The 19645-nt window shown below is 70.0% G+C and carries 15 protein-coding genes; 11 read left to right on the forward strand and 4 right to left on the reverse strand.

Annotation, left to right across the window (positions count from 1 at the left end; genetic code table 11):
* Window positions 1-88 precede the first annotated feature (88 nt).
* Window positions 89-1423, reverse strand: coding sequence for an MFS transporter (locus QPJ90_RS13275; protein ID WP_290131657.1), 1335 nt, complete (start codon window positions 1421-1423; stop codon window positions 89-91).
* Between the two features lie 212 nt (window positions 1424-1635).
* Between QPJ90_RS13275 and uvrB the strand changes: the two genes are divergently transcribed.
* From uvrB to QPJ90_RS13330, 11 genes are all read left to right on the forward strand, one after another.
* Complete coding sequence (uvrB, locus tag QPJ90_RS13280; protein ID WP_290134237.1) at window positions 1636-3708, forward strand: excinuclease ABC subunit UvrB; 2073 nt, start codon at window positions 1636-1638, stop codon at window positions 3706-3708.
* A complete protein-coding gene (locus QPJ90_RS13285) occupies window positions 3698-4621 on the forward strand; it encodes an SDR family NAD(P)-dependent oxidoreductase (RefSeq protein WP_290131658.1) in 924 nt (307 codons plus the stop codon). Before uvrB ends, QPJ90_RS13285 begins: the two co-directional genes overlap by 11 nt.
* 48 nt (window positions 4622-4669) lie before the next feature.
* Window positions 4670-7729: an excinuclease ABC subunit UvrA gene (gene uvrA, locus QPJ90_RS13290; RefSeq protein WP_290131659.1), complete on the forward strand. Its 3060-nt coding sequence runs from the start codon at window positions 4670-4672 to the stop codon at window positions 7727-7729.
* Window positions 7730-9874 (forward strand): excinuclease ABC subunit UvrC, encoded by a 2145-nt coding sequence (uvrC, locus tag QPJ90_RS13295; RefSeq protein ID WP_290131660.1) that lies wholly within the window; start codon window positions 7730-7732, stop codon window positions 9872-9874. It abuts the gene before it with no gap.
* Window positions 9875-10061: 187 nt separating this feature from the next.
* The gene (gene rapZ / locus QPJ90_RS13300; RefSeq protein WP_290131661.1) at window positions 10062-10958 is read left to right on the forward strand and encodes an RNase adapter RapZ; all 897 of its coding nucleotides are present in this window, start codon (window positions 10062-10064) and stop codon (window positions 10956-10958) included.
* A gap of 75 nt (window positions 10959-11033) precedes the next feature.
* Window positions 11034-12014, forward strand: a complete 981-nt coding sequence (gene whiA, locus QPJ90_RS13305) for a DNA-binding protein WhiA (RefSeq protein WP_290131662.1) — start codon at window positions 11034-11036, stop codon at window positions 12012-12014.
* A gap of 303 nt (window positions 12015-12317) precedes the next feature.
* Window positions 12318-13322 (forward strand): type I glyceraldehyde-3-phosphate dehydrogenase, encoded by a 1005-nt coding sequence (gene gap, locus QPJ90_RS13310; RefSeq protein ID WP_058726334.1) that lies wholly within the window; start codon window positions 12318-12320, stop codon window positions 13320-13322.
* Between the two features lie 3 nt (window positions 13323-13325).
* A complete protein-coding gene (locus QPJ90_RS13315) occupies window positions 13326-14543 on the forward strand; it encodes a phosphoglycerate kinase (protein WP_290131663.1) in 1218 nt (405 codons plus the stop codon).
* Entirely contained in the window at window positions 14540-15319 is a 780-nt protein-coding gene (gene tpiA / locus QPJ90_RS13320; RefSeq protein WP_290131664.1) for a triose-phosphate isomerase, read from the forward strand. The genes QPJ90_RS13315 and tpiA overlap by 4 nt, the downstream gene beginning before the upstream one ends.
* Before the next feature lie 117 nt (window positions 15320-15436).
* The gene (gene secG, locus QPJ90_RS13325; RefSeq protein WP_022902309.1) at window positions 15437-15688 is read left to right on the forward strand and encodes a preprotein translocase subunit SecG; all 252 of its coding nucleotides are present in this window, start codon (window positions 15437-15439) and stop codon (window positions 15686-15688) included.
* Window positions 15689-15691: 3 nt separating this feature from the next.
* The gene (locus QPJ90_RS13330; RefSeq protein WP_290131665.1) at window positions 15692-16054 is read left to right on the forward strand and encodes an RNA polymerase-binding protein RbpA; all 363 of its coding nucleotides are present in this window, start codon (window positions 15692-15694) and stop codon (window positions 16052-16054) included.
* 238 nt (window positions 16055-16292) lie between these two features.
* Here QPJ90_RS13330 and pgl read toward each other — a convergent pair whose 3' ends face one another.
* From pgl to zwf, 3 genes are all read right to left on the reverse strand, one after another.
* Entirely contained in the window at window positions 16293-17063 is a 771-nt protein-coding gene (pgl, locus tag QPJ90_RS13335; protein ID WP_290131666.1) for a 6-phosphogluconolactonase, read from the reverse strand.
* 97 nt (window positions 17064-17160) lie between these two features.
* On the reverse strand, window positions 17161-18105 hold the full coding sequence (locus QPJ90_RS13340) for a glucose-6-phosphate dehydrogenase assembly protein OpcA (RefSeq protein ID WP_290131667.1): 945 nt from the start codon (window positions 18103-18105) through the stop codon (window positions 17161-17163).
* Complete coding sequence (zwf, locus tag QPJ90_RS13345; RefSeq protein ID WP_290131668.1) at window positions 18102-19640, reverse strand: glucose-6-phosphate dehydrogenase; 1539 nt, start codon at window positions 19638-19640, stop codon at window positions 18102-18104. Before zwf ends, QPJ90_RS13340 begins: the two co-directional genes overlap by 4 nt.
* Between the last annotated feature and the right edge of the window lie 5 nt (window positions 19641-19645).

Here is a 19645-nt window from a genome sequence, read left to right on the forward strand (position 1 = left end):
GGCACCGGACGGGTGTCGTGCCTCCAGGCCGTCAGGCGGTCGGCACCAGGGTGCCGGTCCGGCCGGACGCACCGCGAGCGGCGCCCGATCAGGCGCCGGTGCGCTCGGCTGCCGGCGTGCCGACCTCGAGTCGGCCGTCGGTCGACGTGAGCCGCTGCGGCTTCATCACCCAGGCGACCACGGCGGCCGCGGCGAGCAGCGCGCACGAGAGGGCGAACGGCAGCTGCCAGCCCGACGCGTCGATCAGGGCACCGAAGACGAATGGCGAGACGACGCCGGCGATGCCGAAGCCGGTGTTCATGAACCCGGACGCCGTCCCGGACCACTGTGGTGCGACGTCCATGGGGATCGCCCACAGGTTCGCGTTGCAGAGCTCGAGGAAGAAGAAGGAGAGCGCGAGGGACACGGTCGCGACGGCGAGCCCCTGGCCGAACACGAGGGGGAGCAGGCAGAGCAGTGACCCGCCGAGCCCGATCACCAGGATGATGCGGCGCGCGTGCCGGGTGTCGCCGCCGCGGTGGATGAGCCGGTCGCTGAGCACGCCCCCGACGGTGTCGCCGACCACGCCGGCGAGGAGCACCCCGGAAGTGAACCAGGCGAAGGAGCTGATCTCGAGGTCGTAGGTGCTGCTGAGGAACGTCGGGATCCACGTCAGGAACACCCAGAGGGTCCACCCGTAGCCGAAGTCGACGAACGTCACCGGGAGGACCTGCTTCGCGAGCTGGCGCCACGGCACCGGTGGACGGGTCGCACGGGTCTCGACGGGCGGGAGCTCGGCCAGCTCGGCCTCGGTGATCCCCTTCGCGGACTCGGGGCGGTCGCGGAACCAGACGAACCAGACGACGGCCCACGCGACCGAGAGCACGGCCGTGGCGACGAACGCCCACCGCCAGTTGCCGGTGCCCGCGATCACCCAGGCGACGAGGAGCGGCGCGACCGCGTTGCCGAGCCGGGCGGCCGAGTGCACGACGCCCTGCGCGAAGCCGTTGCGGTCGCGGGGGATCCACCGGCTCATCGCCTGCGTCGCGGCGGGGAAGGCCGCTGCCTCGGTGAGACCGAGGAGGAAGCGCGCTGCGGCGAGCGTCCAGAAGCCGATCGAGAGGCCGGTCCAGAGGGTCGCGACACCCCAGAGCACGGTGATGACGAAGAGGGACTTCCGCGGGCCGAACTTCTCGCTGATCGTGCCACCGAAGACCTGCAGGAGCGCGTACGGCAGCGCGAAGGCGGACACGACGAGACCGGCGGTGGTCTCGTTGAACCCGAACTCCTCGGTGATGTGGGGGAGCGCGGTGGAGATGTTCGTGCGGTCGATGTACGAGATCGCGTACATGCAGCAGAGGAGCAGGAGCACCTTGCCGCGGATCCTGCCGCGGAACGGCGTGCCCTTCGCGGGGGTCGGTGCGGCAGGCGTCGCCGTCGTCATGGGGCCTCTTCGGGGGTGGGGGTTCGGGTTGCTGAACGGACCGGAGGCTACGACCGGTCCTTATCAGCGGGCTTTGAGGCTGCCTGCAGCGGACAGTACGCCGGGGGCGACCTCGGCGAGCGGTGGGACCACGGAGCGGGCCCGTGCGCTGTGGGCGATCGGAGCCGGGCGTTGTCAGTGGTCGCGGCTACCGTGGAGGCATGGCAGTCGACATCGAGCCCACGCGGGCGGTGCGCCCGTTCGAGGTGATCAGCGAGTACTCGCCGAGCGGTGACCAGCCGGCGGCGATCGCCGAACTGGCCGGTCGCATCAACGCCGGTGAGACCGACGTCGTGCTCCTCGGCGCCACCGGTACGGGCAAGTCGGCGACGACGGCGTGGCTCATCGAGCAGGTGCAGCGCCCGACCCTCGTGCTCGCGCACAACAAGACCCTCGCGGCGCAGCTCGCGAACGAGTTCCGCGGCCTGCTGCCGAACAACGCCGTCGAGTACTTCGTCTCGTACTACGACTACTACCAGCCCGAGGCGTACGTCCCGCAGACGGACACCTTCATCGAGAAGGACTCCTCGGTCAACGCCGAGGTCGAGCGTCTCCGCCACTCCACGACGAACTCGCTGCTCAGCCGACGTGACGTCGTGGTGGTCTCGACGGTGTCCTGCATCTACGGCCTCGGGACGCCCGAGCAGTACATGAACGCCTCGGTCGCGCTGCACGTCGGGCAGACGATCTCCCGGGACCAGCTCGTCCGCAAGTTCGTCTCGATGCAGTACCAGCGCAACGACGTCGACTTCGCGCGCGGCACGTTCCGCGTCCGCGGGGACACCATCGAGATCATCCCGATGTACGAGGAGCACGCGATCCGCATCGAGATGTTCGGTGACGAGGTCGAGGCGCTGTCCTCGCTGCACCCGCTGACGGGGTCCGTGATCGAGGACCTGCCCGCGGTGTCGATCTTCCCCGCGTCGCACTACGTGGCGGACACCGACGTGATGCACCGCGCAATCGCCGACATCAAGGTCGAGCTCGCCGAGCGCCTCGCCGAGCTCGAGGGGCAGGGCAAGCTGCTCGAGGCCCAGCGGCTGCGGATGCGGACCACGTTCGACATCGAGATGATGGAGCAGATCGGCTTCTGCTCGGGCATCGAGAACTACTCCCGCCACATGGACGGCCGTGTGGCGGGCGAGGCCCCGCACTGCCTGCTCGACTACTTCCCCGACGACTTCCTCATCGTGATCGACGAGTCGCACGTCACGGTGCCGCAGATCGGCGCGATGTACGAAGGCGACGCCTCCCGCAAGCGCACCCTGGTCGAGCACGGGTTCCGCCTCCCGAGCGCCCTCGACAACCGCCCGCTCACGTGGGAGGAGTTCCTCGAGCGCGCCGGGCAGAAGGTCTACCTGTCGGCGACCCCCGGCCGGTACGAGCTCGGCGTCACGGACAGCGTCGTCGAGCAGATCATCCGTCCGACGGGCCTGGTCGACCCCGAGATCGTGGTGAAGCCGAGCGACGGCCAGATCGACGACCTCCTCGAGGAGATCAAGCAGCGCGTCGAGAAGGACGAACGTGTCCTCGTCACCACCCTCACGAAGCGCATGGCGGAAGAGCTCACCGACTTCCTCGGCAACGCCGGCGTGCGGGTCCGCTACCTCCACTCCGACGTCGACACGTTGAAGCGCGTCGAGCTCCTCACCGAGCTGCGACAGGGCGTGTACGACGTGCTCGTCGGCATCAACCTCCTGCGTGAGGGGCTCGACCTGCCGGAGGTCTCGCTCGTCGCGATCCTCGACGCCGACAAGGAAGGCTTCCTCCGTTCGTCGACGTCGCTCATCCAGACCATCGGCCGTGCTGCCCGCAACGTCTCGGGCCAGGTGCTCATGTACGCGGACAAGATGACCGACTCGATGCGCAACGCGATCGAGGAGACCGACCGGCGTCGCGAGAAGCAGGTCGCCTACAACCTCGAGCACGGCATCGACCCGCAGCCCCTCCGCAAGAAGATCGCGGACATCACCGAGGTCCTGCAGCGCGAGAACGACGACACGAAGGCGCTGCTCGAGGGCCGGCCCGCAGCTGACGGTCGACGCTCGCCGACGCCGAACCTCAAGCGTGGCGGCATCGCGGGCGAGGGGGCGACGCAACTCGAAGCCACCATCGCGGACCTCAACGAGCAGATGCTGCAGGCGGCGGCCGAGCTCAAGTTCGAGCTCGCCGCCCGGCTCCGGGACGAGGTCCAGGACCTCAAGAAGGCCCTCCGGCAGATGGAGTCGGCCGGGCATGTCCGCTGACGCCGGCGTTCCCCTGACCGTCGTCGTGACGGGGGCGACGGCAGGGCTCGGCTACTGGGCATCGGAGCAGCTCGCCGCAGCGGGGCACCGGGTTGTCCTCGCCGCACGGAGCCGGGATCGTGCCGCTGCAGCGATCGAGAGCATCCGCTCGGTGGTACCGGGGACAGAGGTCGAGCACGTCGCGCTCGACCTGGCCGACCTGGACTCCGTCGGCGCCGCGGCGGCCGCACTCGCAGACCGGCTGCCCGACGGCATCGACGCGCTCGTGAACAACGCCGGCGTGGTCGGCTCGCACGAGCAACGGTCGACCGCGCAGGGGCACGAACTGCAGGTCGGGACGAACCACCTCGGGCACTTCGCCCTGACGGCCCGTGTGCTGCCGCTGGTCGAGCGACGCGCGGGCCGGGTCGTGCACCTCGGATCGATCGCGCACCGATGGGCACGACTCGACCGCACCGATCCGCTCGGCGCCGGGCACTACTCGAGCTACCGGCAGTACGGCCGGAGCAAGCTCGCGGCGATGCTCTTCGGCTTCGAGCTGGCCGAGCGCCTCGCCGACGCCGGATCGTCCGTGGCCAGTGTCGTTGCGCACCCGGGCTTCTCGCTCGACGTCCTCGCCCCGGACCGCCCGCTCGTGTCGGCGACCCGGGCAGAGCCGGCGTGGACCCGGCCCGCGCAGCGCCTGTACGCCCAGGGCAAGGACGACGGCGCCGAGCCGATCGTGCACGCGGCGGTCGCTCCGGGCGTCCGGTCCGGGGAGTACTGGGGGCCGGCGGGGTGGATGCAGCTCCGGGGACCGGCCGGCCGGGTGACGGCCGAACCGAAGGCGCACGACCGGCTCGAGGCCGCCCGGCTCTGGACGGCCAGCGAACGAGCAGCCGGGGTGGCGTTCGCTCTCGACGCACTCGGGTGACACCCACGGCCCGACGAATGTCAGTCCCGGTTCGTAGACTTGTCGGCGATGACCATCACCTCTGACCGCGGTACCGCGACCTCGGGCCGGAACGCCTTCGGCGAGCCCGCTGACCTCCACCTCCCGGGCGGTACGGCGCCGCACAGCACCTCGACGCTCAGCGTCCGGGGCGCTCGCGTGCACAACCTCCGCGACGTCGACCTCGAGATCCCGCGCGACTCCCTCGTCGTGTTCACCGGGCTCTCCGGGTCGGGGAAGTCGTCGCTCGCGTTCGACACGATCTTCGCCGAGGGGCAGCGCCGCTACGTCGAGTCCCTCTCGGCCTACGCGCGACAGTTCCTCGGGCAGGTCGACCGACCCGACGTCGACTTCATCGAGGGGCTGTCGCCCGCGGTGTCGATCGACCAGAAGTCGACGAACCGCAACCCCCGGTCGACCGTCGGCACCATCACCGAGGTCTACGACTACATGCGTCTGCTCTGGGCGCGCATCGGTGTGCCGCACTGCCCCGTCTGCGGCGAGGTGATCAGCAAGCAGAGCGTGCAGCAGATCGCCGACCAGCTCATGGAGTTCGAGTCCGGCACGCGGTTCCAGGTCCTCGCGCCCGTGATCTCGAAGAAGAAGGGCGAGTTCGTCGACCTCTTCCAGGAGCTCGCGGCCTCCGGCTACGCCCGCGCGATCGTCGACGGCGAGCGGATCCAGCTGAGCGACCCGCCGAAGCTCAAGAAGCAGGTCAAGCACGACATCTCGGTCATCATCGACCGCCTGGTCGCGAGCGACGACATCCTCGGGCGCCTCACGGACTCGCTCGAGACGGCCCTGCGCCTGACGAACGGCACCGTGGCGATCGACCTCGTCGACCACGAGGGCCCCGGCGCGGTCCGGACCTACTCCGAGAACCTCTCCTGCCCGAACAACCACCCGCTCGCGCTCACCGAGATCGAGCCGCGGACGTTCTCGTTCAACGCTCCGTTCGGTGCCTGCCCGGAGTGCTCGGGTCTCGGCACCCGGATGTCCGTCGACCCCGACCTCGTGCTCGGCGATCCGGAAGCCTCGCTCCGCGACGGCGTCCTACTGCCGTGGACGGGCACGAGTGGGCTGTACTCCTACTTCGAGAAGCTGCTCGCCGGCCTCGGGAAGGACCTCGGGTTCTCCCTCGACACCCCGTGGAGCCAGCTGGACCCGAAGGTCCAGGCGGCGATCCTCACCGGCAAGGACTTCCAGGTCTCGGTGTCGTGGCGGAACCGCTTCGGCCGCGAGATGCGGTACACGAGCGGCTTCGAGGGCGTCATGCCCTACATCGAGCGCAAGTTCGCCGAGGCCGAGTCGGACTCGCAGCGGCAGCGCTTCCAGGGGTACCTGCGCGAGGTCCCGTGCCCGGTGTGCGACGGCACGCGCCTCAAGCCCGAGGTGCTCGCGGTCACGGTCGACGGCCGCAGCATCGCCGACGTGACGAACCTGTCCCTCGACGACGCCTACGCCTTCATGGAGGAGCTCCGGCTCACCGAGCGCGAGGCCCACATCGCTGCGGCGGTCCTCCGCGAGATCCGGGCCCGTCTCGAGTTCCTGCTCGAGGTCGGGCTGAACTACCTCACGCTCGCGCGCGGTGCGGGTGGACTGTCCGGTGGCGAAGCCCAGCGCATCCGTCTCGCGACGCAGATCGGTTCCGGGCTGACCGGCGTGCTCTACGTCCTCGACGAGCCGAGCATCGGTCTCCACCAGCGTGACAACCGCCGGCTCATCGACACCCTCGTCAAGCTCAAGAACCTCGGCAACACCCTGATCGTGGTCGAGCACGACGAGGACACGATCCGGACGGCCGACTGGGTGGTGGACATCGGCCCGGGCGCCGGTGTCAACGGCGGCAACGTCGTGCACTCCGGCTCGTACGAGGGGATCATCGCGAACCGGGAGTCGATCACGGGGGACTACCTCGCCGGTCGACGCGCGATCGAGGTGCCGGCGGAGCGTCGGAAGGCGAACCCGAAGCGCGTCATCAGCGTGCAGGGCGCGCGGGCGAACAACCTGCAGGAGATCGACGTGGACTTCCCGCTCGGGGTGTTCACGGCGGTCACCGGTGTGAGCGGCTCCGGCAAGTCGACGCTCGTCAACGACATCCTGTACAAGGTGCTCGCGAACCAGCTCAACGGGGCGCGGCACATCGCCGGGAAGCACACGCGCGTGAAGGGCCTCGACCAACTCGACAAGGTCGTGCACGTGGACCAGGCCCCGATCGGCCGGACGCCCCGGTCGAACCCGGCGACGTACACGGGCGTGTTCGACCGGATCCGCCAGCTCTTCGCCGAGACCCCCGAGGCCAAGGCGCGCGGGTACCAGCCTGGACGCTTCAGCTTCAACGTCAAGGGCGGTCGCTGCGAGAACTGCTCGGGCGACGGCACGATCAAGATCGAGATGAACTTCCTGCCCGACGTGTACGTCGCGTGCGAGGTCTGCGGCGGTGCGCGCTACAACCGCGAGACGCTGCAGGTGCACTACAAGGGCAAGGACATCTCCGAGGTCCTCGACATGCCCATCAGCGAGGCCGCCGAGTTCTTCGAGCCGATCTCCGCGATCCACCGGTACATGAAGACCCTCGTCGACGTCGGTCTCGGCTACGTGCGGCTCGGGCAGAGCGCCACGACGCTGTCCGGTGGTGAGGCGCAGCGCGTCAAGCTCGCGACGGAGCTGCAGCGCCGCTCGACCGGCCGCACCGTGTACGTGCTCGACGAGCCGACCACGGGGCTGCACTTCGAGGACGTCCGCAAGCTCCTCCTCGTCCTCCAGGGTCTGGTCGAGAAGGGCAACACGGTCATCACGATCGAGCACAACCTCGACGTCATCAAGTCCGCCGACTGGCTCATCGACATGGGTCCGGAGGGCGGTGCCGGCGGTGGGACGGTCCTCGCGACCGGGACGCCCGAACACGTCGCCGAGGTCCCGGAGAGCCACACCGGTGTCTTCCTGCGCGAGATCTTCGACGCACAGGACGCTCGGGTCGGCAAGGAGCAGGCCGTCGGTGCGCGGCAACCGAGCGCCTCCGCACGGTCGGGTTCCAAGGGTGCGGCGAAGAGCGGCGCCGGATCGAAGCTGAAGGCGGGTGCGCGGTAGGTGGCGGACACCGTTCCGTGGCGGCCGAAGGCGGGGGAGATCCCGACCGATCCGGGCGTCTACCGGTGGCGTGACGAGAACGGCCGGGTGCTGTACGTCGGCAAGGCGAAGAACCTCCGTGCACGGCTGAGCAACTACTTCGCGCCGCTGCCGACGCTGCACGAGCGCACCCGACGGATGGTCCTCACGGCGCGGAGCGTCGAGTGGACGACCGTCGGGTCCGAGATCGAGGCGCTGCAGCTCGAGTACACGTGGATCAAGGAGTTCGACCCGCCGTTCAACGTCAAGTTCCGGGACGACAAGTCGTACCCGTACATGGCGATCACCCTCGGCGACGAGGCGCCGCGGGTGATGGTGACGCGGAACCGGAAAATCAAGGGCGCGAAGTACTTCGGCCCGTACCCGAAGATCTGGGCCGTGCACGACACGATCGACCTGATGATCAAGGTGTTCCCGATCCGCACCTGTTCGGACTCGTCGTACAAGCGCGCCATGCAGACCGGCAAGCCGTGCTTCCCGGGCCAGATCGGGAAGTGCGGCGGGCCCTGCTCGCAGAAGGTCACGATCGAGGAGCACCGCGCACTCGTCGAGGAGTTCGTGCGCTTCATGTCGAGCTACGACCGGCGCGTCATCACGCAGCTCCGCCAGCGCATGGGCGCCTCCGCCGACGCGATGCAGTACGAGCAGGCCGCCCGGTACCGCGACCAGGTCGAGGCGCTCGAGGCCGTGCTCGAGAAGAGCGCCGTGGTGCTGCGCGACAGCGTCGACCTCGACCTGTTCGGGATCGCCGAGGACGAGCTCGCGGCTGCCGTGCAGCTGTTCTCCGTGCGCGGTGGTCGCATCCGTGGTGTCCGGGGCTGGGTGGTCGACAAGGAGCTCGACATCGCCACGGGCGACCTCGTCGAGCAGATCGTGCAGGGCAATTACGCGACGGGTGACGAACCCCCGCGTGAGGTCGTCGTGCCCGAGCTCCCCGAGGACGCCGAGGCACTGCAGGAGTGGCTCAGCCAGCGGCGCGGCGGGCGTGGGACGAAGCTCAGCACCGCGCAGCGTGGTGACCGGGCGGGCCTGGCACGCACCGCGAAGCAGAACGCGGCGCAGGCCCTCATGCTCTACAAGACGAAGCGGAGCGCGGACTACACGACGCGGTCGGCGGCCCTCGCCGACATCCAGGACGCCCTCGGCATGAGCGAGGCCCCGCTGCGGATGGAGTGCTACGACATCTCGCACCTACAGGGCACGAACGTCGTCGCCTCGATGGTCGTCTTCGAGGACGGACTGCCCCGCAAGGACCAGTACCGGCGGTACACGATCGCCGAGACCACCGACGACACCGACAGCATGCACCAGGTGCTCACCCGGCGTCTGGCGCGCCTCGACGAGGACGCCTCGGTGCCGGACGTCCCGGACGTCACCACGGACGAGGTCGTCGAGGGGTCGAAGCCGACGAAGCGGTTCGCGTACCGTCCGCAGCTGCTCATCGTCGATGGCGGGCAGCCGCAGGTGCAGGCCGCGAAGCGCGCAATGGACGAGGCCGGCGTGCACGACATCGCCCTCGTCGGCATCGCGAAGCGCCTCGAGGAGCTCTGGCTGCCCGACGACGACTTCCCGGTGATCCTGCCGCGCAACTCCGAGGCCCTGTTCCTCATCCAGCGCATCCGTGACGAGGCGCACCGCTTCGCGATCACCCATCAGCGGACCCGCCGGAAGCGCGACGTCCGCTCACAGCTCTCCGAGATCCCGGGGCTCGGGCCGTCGCGCGTGGCGTCGCTCCTGAAGCACTTCGGGTCGGTCGCTCGGCTCCGGGCGGCGACCGCCGCGGAGATCGGCGTCGTCCCGGGCATCGGGCCGGGGACGGCGGCCGCCGTGGTCACGAAGCTCGCGCAGCACCCGGCGAGCCCGTCCGCACCCGGCAGCGCCCCCGATCCCGACAGCGCCCCCGGAACCGACGCCGCGCTCGACGTCGACGACGCGCTCGACGCCGACGGCGCGCTCGACCCCGGCAGCGTGCCCGACGCCGACGCCGACGCCGACGTCGACGCCGACGCCGACGAGGTCGACGCCGACACCGACGGCGGTCGTGTCCCGGCCGCCTCCGTCACCGTGCCGGACGTGACCGACGACGGGCCGGAGCTGCCCGCGTGAGGTGCGTCGTGCCTCCAGGCCGTCTGCCGCGGAGGCACGGACCGAGGAGAGCCGGGCCGACCGCGCGCCGTGACCGGTCCGGACGGTAGCCTTGACCGAGCCGACCACCGACAGCCGCGGCCGACGGCTGTGACCGAGACGACCCCGGGCGACGAGCCCGGACCGCGACGACGGAGCCTCCTCCCAGATGACTGACACCGCCGGATCCACGACCCCGCAGCAGCACGACATCCTCATCGTGACGGGCATGTCCGGCGCCGGCCGGTCCACGGTCGGGAAGGCCCTCGAGGACCTCGGCTGGTACGTGGTCGACAACCTGCCGACGCAGATGCTCGCCCCGCTCACCGAGCTGGCCGACCGCGCCGGTGAGAAGATCCCGAAGATCGCGACCGTGGTCGACGTCCGCGGCGGGCGTTTCTTCACCGATCCGGAGCAAGCGGTCGAGCAGGTCCGCTCGACGACGTCCGCCCGGGTCCGCGTGCTCTTCCTCGAGGCGACCGACGCGGTCCTCGTGCGGCGCTTCGAACAGGTCCGTCGACCGCACCCGCTGCAGGGCGACGGCACCCTGCTCGACGGCATCGGTCGCGAGCGCTCCCGGCTGTCCGGGCTGCGCGAGGCGTCGGACATGATCATCGACACCTCGGACCTCAACATCCACCAGCTGGCGAACACCGTCACCGAGAAGTTCGCCGACGACCACTTCGTCGGCGTCCAGGTGACCCTCATGAGCTTCGGCTTCAAGTACGGGCTGCCCGCCGACGCCGACATGGTGGCCGACGTGCGCTTCCTGCCGAATCCCTACTGGGTGCCGGAACTCCGCGCCCACACCGGCCTCGATGCCCCCGTCTCGGACTACGTCCTGGCCCAGCCCGGAGCCCGTCCGTTCGTCGAGCGCTACGCCGACGTCCTGGAGCCGGTCTTCGAGGGGTACCAGCGGGAGAACAAAAGACACGCTACGATCGCCATCGGCTGTACCGGCGGGAAGCACCGTTCGGTCGCCATCGTCGCCGAGCTGGCGAGTCTCCTCCGCGGGATGCCCAGCGTCGCCGTGCGTGTGAAGAACCGAGATCTCGGCCGGGAGTGACCGTCCCTCCGGCTGCTCCCCACGCGTGTGACGCCGGACCGCGGACCCCACCGAGAAAACGTTAGGAATGATGCTGTGCCGTTGACTGCCGAGGTCAAGGACGAACTGGCGAGGGTCGTCGTGAACCGCAACACGGTCCGCGCCGCCGAACTCGCGACCATCCTGCGGTTCGCGGGTGGTCTGCACGTCATCTCGGGCAGGATCGCGGTCGAGGTCGAACTCGACACCCGCATCATCGTGCACCGGGTGCGCAAGGACCTCGCGGAGCTCTACGGTGTCCGCTCCGAGGCGAGCGTCGGATCGTCCGCGTCGTCCCGTCGTGGCGCGCGCTACCTGGTCCGGGTGCTCGAGGCGGGGGAGACCCTCGCGCGCCAGACCGGCCTCATGGACGCCCGCCGCCGGCCGGTCCGTGGCCTGCCGAACCGCCTCACCACGGGCAACCGCGAGGACCTCGCCGCCATCTGGCGCGGCGCGTTCCTGGCGTCCGGCACGCTGACCGACCCGGGTCGCGCCGCCGCCCTCGAGGTCACCTGCCCGGGCAACGAGGCCGCGATGGCGCTCGTCGGGGCAGCGTCGCGTCTCGGCATCGCCGCGAAGGGCCGCGAGGTCCGCGGCGTCCACCGCGTGGTCATCCGCGACGGCGAGGCCATCGGTCAGATGCTCACCGTCATGGGCGCCGCCCGCACGACCGCCGAGTGGGAGGAGATGCGTCAGCGCCGCGAGGTCCGCGCCACCGCCAACCGACTCGTCAACTTCGACGACGCCAACCTCCGCCGCTCCGCGCAGGCCGCGGTCGCCGCCTGCGCCCGGGTCGAGCGTGCGCTCGAGATCCTCGGCGACGAGGTGCCCGACCACCTCCAGTACGCCGGCTCCCTGCGGCTGCAGCACCGCGACGCATCGCTCGACGAGCTCGGTCAGCACGCCGAGCCGCCGATGACGAAGGACGCGATCGCCGGTCGCATCCGCCGCCTGCTCGCCATGGCCGACAAGAAGGCGTCCGACCTCGGTATCCCGGGCACCGAGGCGAGCGTCCCGGAGGAGCTCGAAGGCGCGTGATCGCGGTCGTCCCGACCACGTGACCGCGGTCGTCCAGACCACGTGATCGCGGTCGTCCAGACCACCTGACGGGAGGCGCGGTGCCAGCTGGCACCGCGCCTCCCGTCCGTTCAGTGGGTGCGTCCAGGGCGCCGCGTGCGACCGTCCGGACGGACCGTCATCCGGCGCGGGCGCGCAGTGTCCGACTGCTAGGGTCGTTACGGCGACGTTACGGGGCGTATCGTCCACCACACGTGGGCCCGCGGGGCCCACGACTCCGAAAAGCAGCGCCCCTCGGGCGCTCCACACCCACCAGGAGATCCATTGACCGTCAAGATCGGCATCAACGGCTTCGGCCGCATCGGCCGTAACTTCTTCCGGGCCGCCCTCGCCAAGGGCTCCGACCTCGAGATCGTGGCGGTGAACGACCTCACCGACAACACGGCGCTCGCGAACCTGCTCAAGTACGACTCGATCACCGGCAAGCTCCCGGCGACGGTCGAGCTCGACGGCGACAACATCGTCGTCGACGGCAAGGCGATCAAGGTCCTCGCGGAGCGCGACCCCGCCAACCTCCCGTGGGGCGAGCTGGGCGTCGACATCGTCATCGAGTCGACCGGCTTCTTCACCAAGGCTGCCGATGCGCAGAAGCACATCGACGCCGGCGCCAAGAAGGTCATCATCTCCGCCCCGGCCACGGGTGACGACGTCACCATCGTGCTCGGCGTGAACGAGGACACCTACGACGCCGCGAACCACCACATCATCTCGAACGCGTCCTGCACCACGAACAGCCTCGCGCCGCTCGCCAAGGTGTTCCACGACAAGTTCGGCATCGAGCGTGGCCTCATGACGACGGTGCACGCGTACACCGCCGACCAGAACCTCCAGGACGGCCCGCACAAGGACCCGCGTCGTGCCCGTGCCGCCGCCCTGAACATCGTCCCGACCTCCACCGGTGCGGCGAAGGCCATCGGCCTCGTGCTCCCGGAGCTCGCGGGCAAGCTCGACGGCTTCGCGCTCCGCGTCCCGGTCCCCACCGGCTCGATCACCGACCTCACCCTCGAGACCAAGTCCGAGGTCACCGTCGACGAGATCAACGCCGCCTACAAGGAGGCCGCGGAGGGCCCGCTGAAGGGCATCCTGCTCTACAGCGAGGACCCGCTGGTGTCGACCGACATCACGACGGACCCGCACTCGTCCATCTACGACTCCGGTCTGACCAAGGTCATCGGCGGCCTCGTGAAGATCACCTCGTGGTACGACAACGAGTGGGGCTACTCGAACCGCCTCGTCGACCTCACCGAGTACGTGGGCGAGCGCCTCTAAGCCATGGCGCTCCGAACTCTCGGCGACCTCGGCGACCTCGCCGGCAAGCGCGTCGTCGTCCGGTGTGACCTGAACGTCCCGCTCAAGGACGGCACGATCACCGACGACGGCCGCGTCCGCGCGTCGCTCGACACGCTGAACACGCTCGTCAACGCCGGCGCGCGCGTCATCGTGATCTCCCACCTCGGGCGGCCCGACGGGTCGCCGGCTCCGGAGTACTCGCTCGCCCCCGTGGCGCAGCGGCTCTCCGAGCTCCTGGGGAAGGAGGTCACCTTCGTCGGCGAGACCGTCGGCGACGAGGCCACCGCGGCCGCCGCGGAGCTCGGTGACGGCGACGTCCTGCTGCTCGAGAACCTCCGCTTCAACCCGGAGGAGACCTCGAAGGACGCCGACGAGCGCAAGGGCTTCGCCGAGCGGATCGCCGCGTTGGGCGACGCGTTCGTGTCGGACGGCTTCGGTGTCGTGCACCGCAAGCAGGCCTCGGTGTACGAACTGGCCTCGGCGCTGCCGTCGGCCGCGGGTTCGCTCATCGAGACCGAGCTGACGGTCCTCGAGCGCCTCACATCGAAGCCCGAGCGCCCGTACACGGTCGTGCTCGGCGGTTCGAAGGTGAGCGACAAGCTCGGGGTCATCGACCACCTCCTGCCGCAGGTCGACACGCTCTGCATCGGTGGCGGCATGCTCTTCACGTTCCTCGCGGCCCAGGGCCACGGGGTCGCGAAGTCGCTGCTCGAGGCGGACCAGCTCGACACCGTCCGCGGGTACCTCTCGCGGGCGCAGGAGCTCGGCGTCACGATCGACCTGCCGACCGACGTCGTCGTGGCCTCCGGGTTCGCGGCCGACGCCTCCCACGAGACCGTCGCGGCCGACGCGATCGAGTCGTCGTCGTTCGGCACGGACGGCATCGGGCTCGACATCGGCCCCGAGACCGCGTCGCGCTTCGCCGCGGCGGTGTCCGGATCGAAGACGGTGTTCTGGAACGGGCCGATGGGCGTGTTCGAGTTCCCGGCGTTCGCGGCCGGCACCAAGACCGTCGCGCAGGCGCTCACCGAGGTCGACGGCCTCGGGGTCGTCGGTGGCGGCGACTCCGCGGCGGCCGTCCGGTCGCTCGGGTTCTCGGACGACCAGTTCGGGCACATCTCGACCGGTGGCGGTGCGAGCCTCGAGTTCCTCGAGGGCAAGTCGCTGCCCGGTCTCGAAGCACTGGGGTGGTCGCGATGAGCCGTACACCGCTGATCGCCGGGAACTGGAAGATGAACCTGGACCACCTCCAGGCCATCGCCACCGTGCAGAAGCTCGCGTGGACGCTGAAGGACGCCCGCCACGACCACGACGACGTCGAGGTCGCGGTGTTCCCGCCCTTCACCGACCTCCGCAGCGTGCAGACGCTCATCTCGGCGGACAAGCTGCCGATCCGCTTCGGTGCGCAGGACCTCTCGCAGTACGACTCCGGTGCCTACACCGGTGACGTCTCGGGAGCGTTCCTCGCCGCCCTGGACGCGCAGTACGTCATCGTCGGCCACTCCGAGCGGCGGACGATGCACGGCGAGACCGACGAGGTCGTGGCGGCCAAGACCGCCGCGGCGGTCAAGCACGGACTCGTGCCGGTCGTGTGCGTCGGCGAGACCGGTGAGCAGCGCGAGGAGCGCGGCGCCGGTGTCGTCGCGGTCGAGCAGCTGCAGGTCGTCCTCGACGCGGTGCAGCCCGCGGAGATCGTCGTCGCGTACGAGCCGGTCTGGGCCATCGGCTCCGGCCAGGCAGCCACCGCCGACCAGGCCCAGGAGGAGTGCGCGGCGATCCGTCGCGGCATCGCCGCGGCCTGGGGGGACGAGGCCGCTGCGGCGACCCGTGTCCTCTACGGCGGCTCGGTGAAGTCCGGCAACATCGCCGGCTTCCTCCGCGAGCCCGACGTCGACGGCGCGCTCGTCGGCGGAGCCTCGCTCGACGTGCAGGAGTTCGCGGCGATCGCGCGCTTCCGCCAGCACGTCGGACTCTGATCCACCCGGACAGGCCGGTCGCTCGCGCGGCCGGCCTGTTCCATGCCCGGCCCGTCGTGCCCGGGGGCGACGCGTCCTCGGTATACTCGTACGGCTGACTGACACGAAAGGTACGTCGTGGCGATTCTCTCCGTCGTGCTGCAGGTCCTGCTCGCGATCACGAGCCTCCTGCTCACGCTCCTCATCCTGCTGCACAAGGGCCGCGGTGGCGGCCTCTCCGACATGTTCGGCGGCGGCGTGACGAGCAACCTCGGGGCGTCCGGCGTCGCCGAGCGCAACCTCAACCGCATCACGGTGATCCTCGGTCTGGTCTGGATCATCTCGATCATCGTGCTCGGTCTCATCAACAAGTTCACGACGGGGAGCTGACACATGGCATCAGGAGGCAGCGCCATCCGCGGATCGCGCGTGGGCGCGGGGCCGATGGGCGAGCAGGACCGCGGGGTCCAGGCCGAGCGCGTCGCGATCTCGTACTGGGACGCGCTGGGCAACGAGGTCGTGCGGTACTTCGCCGCTGGCCTGCCCGACGAGGAGATCCCCGAGACGGTCGACTCGCCGTCCACCGGTCTGCCGGCTGGTCGTGACAAGGAGAACCCGCCGCAGGTCGCGAAGACCGAGCCGTACAAGACGCACCTCGCCTACGTGAAGGAGCGCCGCACCGAGGAAGAGGCGGCGCAGCTCCTCGAGGACGCGCTCCAGCAGCTCCGGGAGCGTCGCGGCACCGCCTCGAAGTAGGCCACACGCACGTCTGTAGGCCCTCGTACCGATCCGGTACGAGGGCCTTCGTGTGTTGCGGTTCGCGGTGGGCGCCTCGGCAGGTCGCAACACCCCGTCGGAACGCAGTGGGCTGGTCGTGGATCGTCGCTCACGTCGCCTCGCAGCGACGATTCGTGACCGTCCGACGCGCCCACACGGCGGACGGGAGGCGCGGTGCCAGCCGGCACCGCGCCTCCCGTCCGTCAGGGGGTCGCGTCTAGTACGTCGACGCGATGAGGTTCTCGGGGACGTCACGTGCGGCGTCCTGGTCCACGAAGAACACGGTGCGCTTGCGGCCCTGCACGCCACCCACGGGGACCTCGTCCACGGCGGCGCCGGCCAGGGCGAGCCCGAGCACGGACGCCTTCTCGGCACCCGACAGGATGACCCACACCCGCTGCGACGCATTGATGACCGGGAAGGTCAGCGTGAGGCGTTGCGACGGCGGCTTGGGGGAGTCGTCGACCGGGAGCACGGCGCGGTCGGTGACGGCGAGCTGCGGGAACTCGGGGAACAGCGACGCGGTGTGACCGTCGGGGCCGACACCGAGCAGCGCGATGTCGAACCGGGGCGCGACGGCACCCTCGGGAGCGGCGTCCTGCAGTTCACGCTCGTACTGGAGCGCGGCGTCGTCGATCGAGAGCCCGGCGTCCGACGTCGCGATCCGGTGGATGTTCGCCTCGGGGATGTCGACGTGGTCGAAGAAGTCTGCCTTCGTGCCGGTGTCGTTGCGGTCTGCGTCACCCGCGGGCACCCAGCGCTCGTCCACCCACCACACGTGCACCTTCGACCAGTCCACGCTCTCGCGCGCCTGCGACTGGCCGATCGCCGCGAGGACGAGCGTGGACACGGAGCCGCCGCTGATGGCGATGTCCGCGCGCTCCTGCTCGTCGAGCACGTCGATGATCTTCGTGATGAAGCGTGCGGCGACCGACGCGCCGAGGGCCTGCTTGTCGGGGTGTACGAGCACCCGTCGTTCGTTGGTCACGTGACTCCCGTGTTCGAGGTCGGCGGCCCGGCGTGCGGACCGCCTTCGGTCCGACCGGTCCGCCCGCGGGTGCGGACGGACCGGTCGATTGGGTGGCTCAGCCCGCGATGGACTCGCGCAGCTGGGGCACCCCGTGCTTGACGACGTCTCCGAAGAGGACGTCCGGGTCGAGTCTACGGAGTTCCTCGGCCAGGCAGTCGCGCAGGTTGCGGCGCGGCAGCGAGAGGTCGTGCGTCGGCTGACCGGGCATGGACAGCGTCGCGACGTCGACCAGGGAGCGCTCGAGCTCGATCGCCCCGCTCTCGCGGACGAGCTTCACGCCGTGGATGCCGCTCGACCCGGTCGCACGCGGCGACGTGACGACGGACACCGGCACCTCGAGCTGCAGCTGCAGCCAGGCCGCGAGCAGGATCGTCGACGGACTGTCGAACGCACCGGAGACCTCGACGGCGGTGACCGGCTCGTACGGCGGCTGGTCGAGCGCCGCGGCGAGCTGGTTGCGCCAGAGGGTCAGGCGGGTCCACGCGAAGTCGGTGTCGCCGGGCACGTAGGACTCGCCGAGTGCCGCGATGGCCTCGTTCGGGTCCTTCTGCGCCGCGGCGTCCGTGATCCGACGCTGGGCGATGCGACCCAGGGCGGACTCGGACGGCTGCGACGGTGCGGCGTCGGGCCACCACGCGACCACGGGCGCATCCGGCAGCAGGAGGCCCGTGACCAGGCTCTCCTCGTCGGTGGCCGTCTCGCCGTAGGCGCGGAGGACGATGACCTCGCTCGCGCCCGCGTCGCTCCCGACGCGGATCTGCGCGTCGAGACGCCCGGGGGACTTCGTGTCGCCCTCGTTCTTCGAGACGATGATCACGCGCATCGGGTGCTCGCGGGACGCCTCGTTCGCCGCGTTGATCGCCTCTTCCTCGTGGCCGAGGGCCGTCGAGATGATCAGCGTGAGGACGCGGCCGAGCGCGACCGCACCGCCCTCCTCGCGGATGTGGACGAGCTTCTTCTGGATCTTCGAGACCGTGGTGTTCGGCATGTCGATCTTCATGGACGCCTCCAGGTCCGGCCGTCGCGAGCGAGCAGGGCATCGGCGGACGCCGGACCCCACGTGCCGGGACGGTACTGCTCGGGCTGGCCCTGTCCGCGCCAGAACTCCTCGATCGGGTCGAGGATCTTCCAGGAGAGCTCGACCTCCTGGTGCCGTGGGAACAGGGGCGGGTCGCCGAGGAGCACGTCGAGGATGAGTCGTTCGTACGCCTCCGGAGACGCCTCGGTGAACGCGTGGCCGTAGCCGAAGTCCATCGTCACGTCGCGCACCTGGGTGCCGACGCCGGGGACCTTCGAGCCGAACCGGAGCGTCACGCCCTCGTCCGGCTGCACACGGATGACGAGCGCGTTCTGGCCGAGGGGCGACTGCGGGATGCCGAAGACGTCCTCGGGGACGCGCTTGAACACGATCGCGATCTCGGTGACGCGGCGGCCGAGGCGCTTGCCGGCGCGCAGGTAGAACGGGACGCCCTGCCAACGTCGGGTCGCGATGTCGAGCTTGATGGCCGCGTAGGTCTCGGTCGTGGACTCGGGGTTCATCCCCGCTTCCTCGAGGAACCCGAGGACCTTCTCGCCGCCCTGCCACCCGCCGGCGTACTGTCCCCGGGCCGTCGCCGTGGCGAGGTCCTCGGGCAGCCGCACCGCGGAGAGCACCTTCTCCTTCTCGGCGCGGAGGTCCGCCGCCTTGAACGAGACCGGTTCCTCCATCGCCGTGAGGGCGAGGAGCTGCAGCAGGTGGTTCTGGATGACGTCCCGCGCCGCACCGATGCCGTCGTAGTACGCGGCACGTCCGGCGACGCCGATGTCCTCGGCCATCGTGATCTGCACGTGGTCGACGTAGTTCGAGTTCCAGATCGGTTCGTACATCTGGTTCGCGAACCGGAGCGTCAGGAGGTTCTGGACGGTCTCCTTGCCGAGGTAGTGGTCGATGCGGAACACGTCGTCCGGAGCGAACACGCTCTCGACGATCGCGTTGAGCTCGCGCGCGGTCCGGAGGTCCGAACCGAACGGCTTCTCGACCACGACACGGCTCCACGAGCCGTCGCGCTTCTCGGTGAGGCCGGAGACCTTGAGCTGCTCGGTCACGACCGGGAACATCTTCGGCGGGATGGAGAGGTAGAACGCGTGGTTGCCGAGCGTGCCGCGCTGGGCGTCGAGCTCGTCGACGGTGCGCTTCAGCTCGGTGAACGCCTCCGGGTCGTCGAACGAGCCCTGCACGAAGCGGATGCCCTGTTCGAGCTGCTTCCAGACGGCTTCGTCGAAGGGGGTGCGGGAGTGGTCCCGGACCGCGTCGTGCACCAGCTGGGAGAAGTCCTGGTCCTCCCAGTCGCGCCGGGCGAACCCGACGAGCGCGAACCCGGGCGGCAGCAGCCCCCGGTTCGCGAGGTCGTAGACCGCGGGCATCAGCTTCTTGCGCGACAGGTCACCCGTCACGCCGAAGATGATGAGGGTGCTGGGTCCCGCGATCCGGTTCAGACGTCGGTCGGTCGGCAACCGGAGCGGGTTGTGCTCCGGGGTGATCGCCACCGGTGACATGAGTC

Source organism: Curtobacterium sp. 458 (assembly GCF_030406605.1).
GTDB lineage: Bacteria > Actinomycetota > Actinomycetes > Actinomycetales > Microbacteriaceae > Curtobacterium.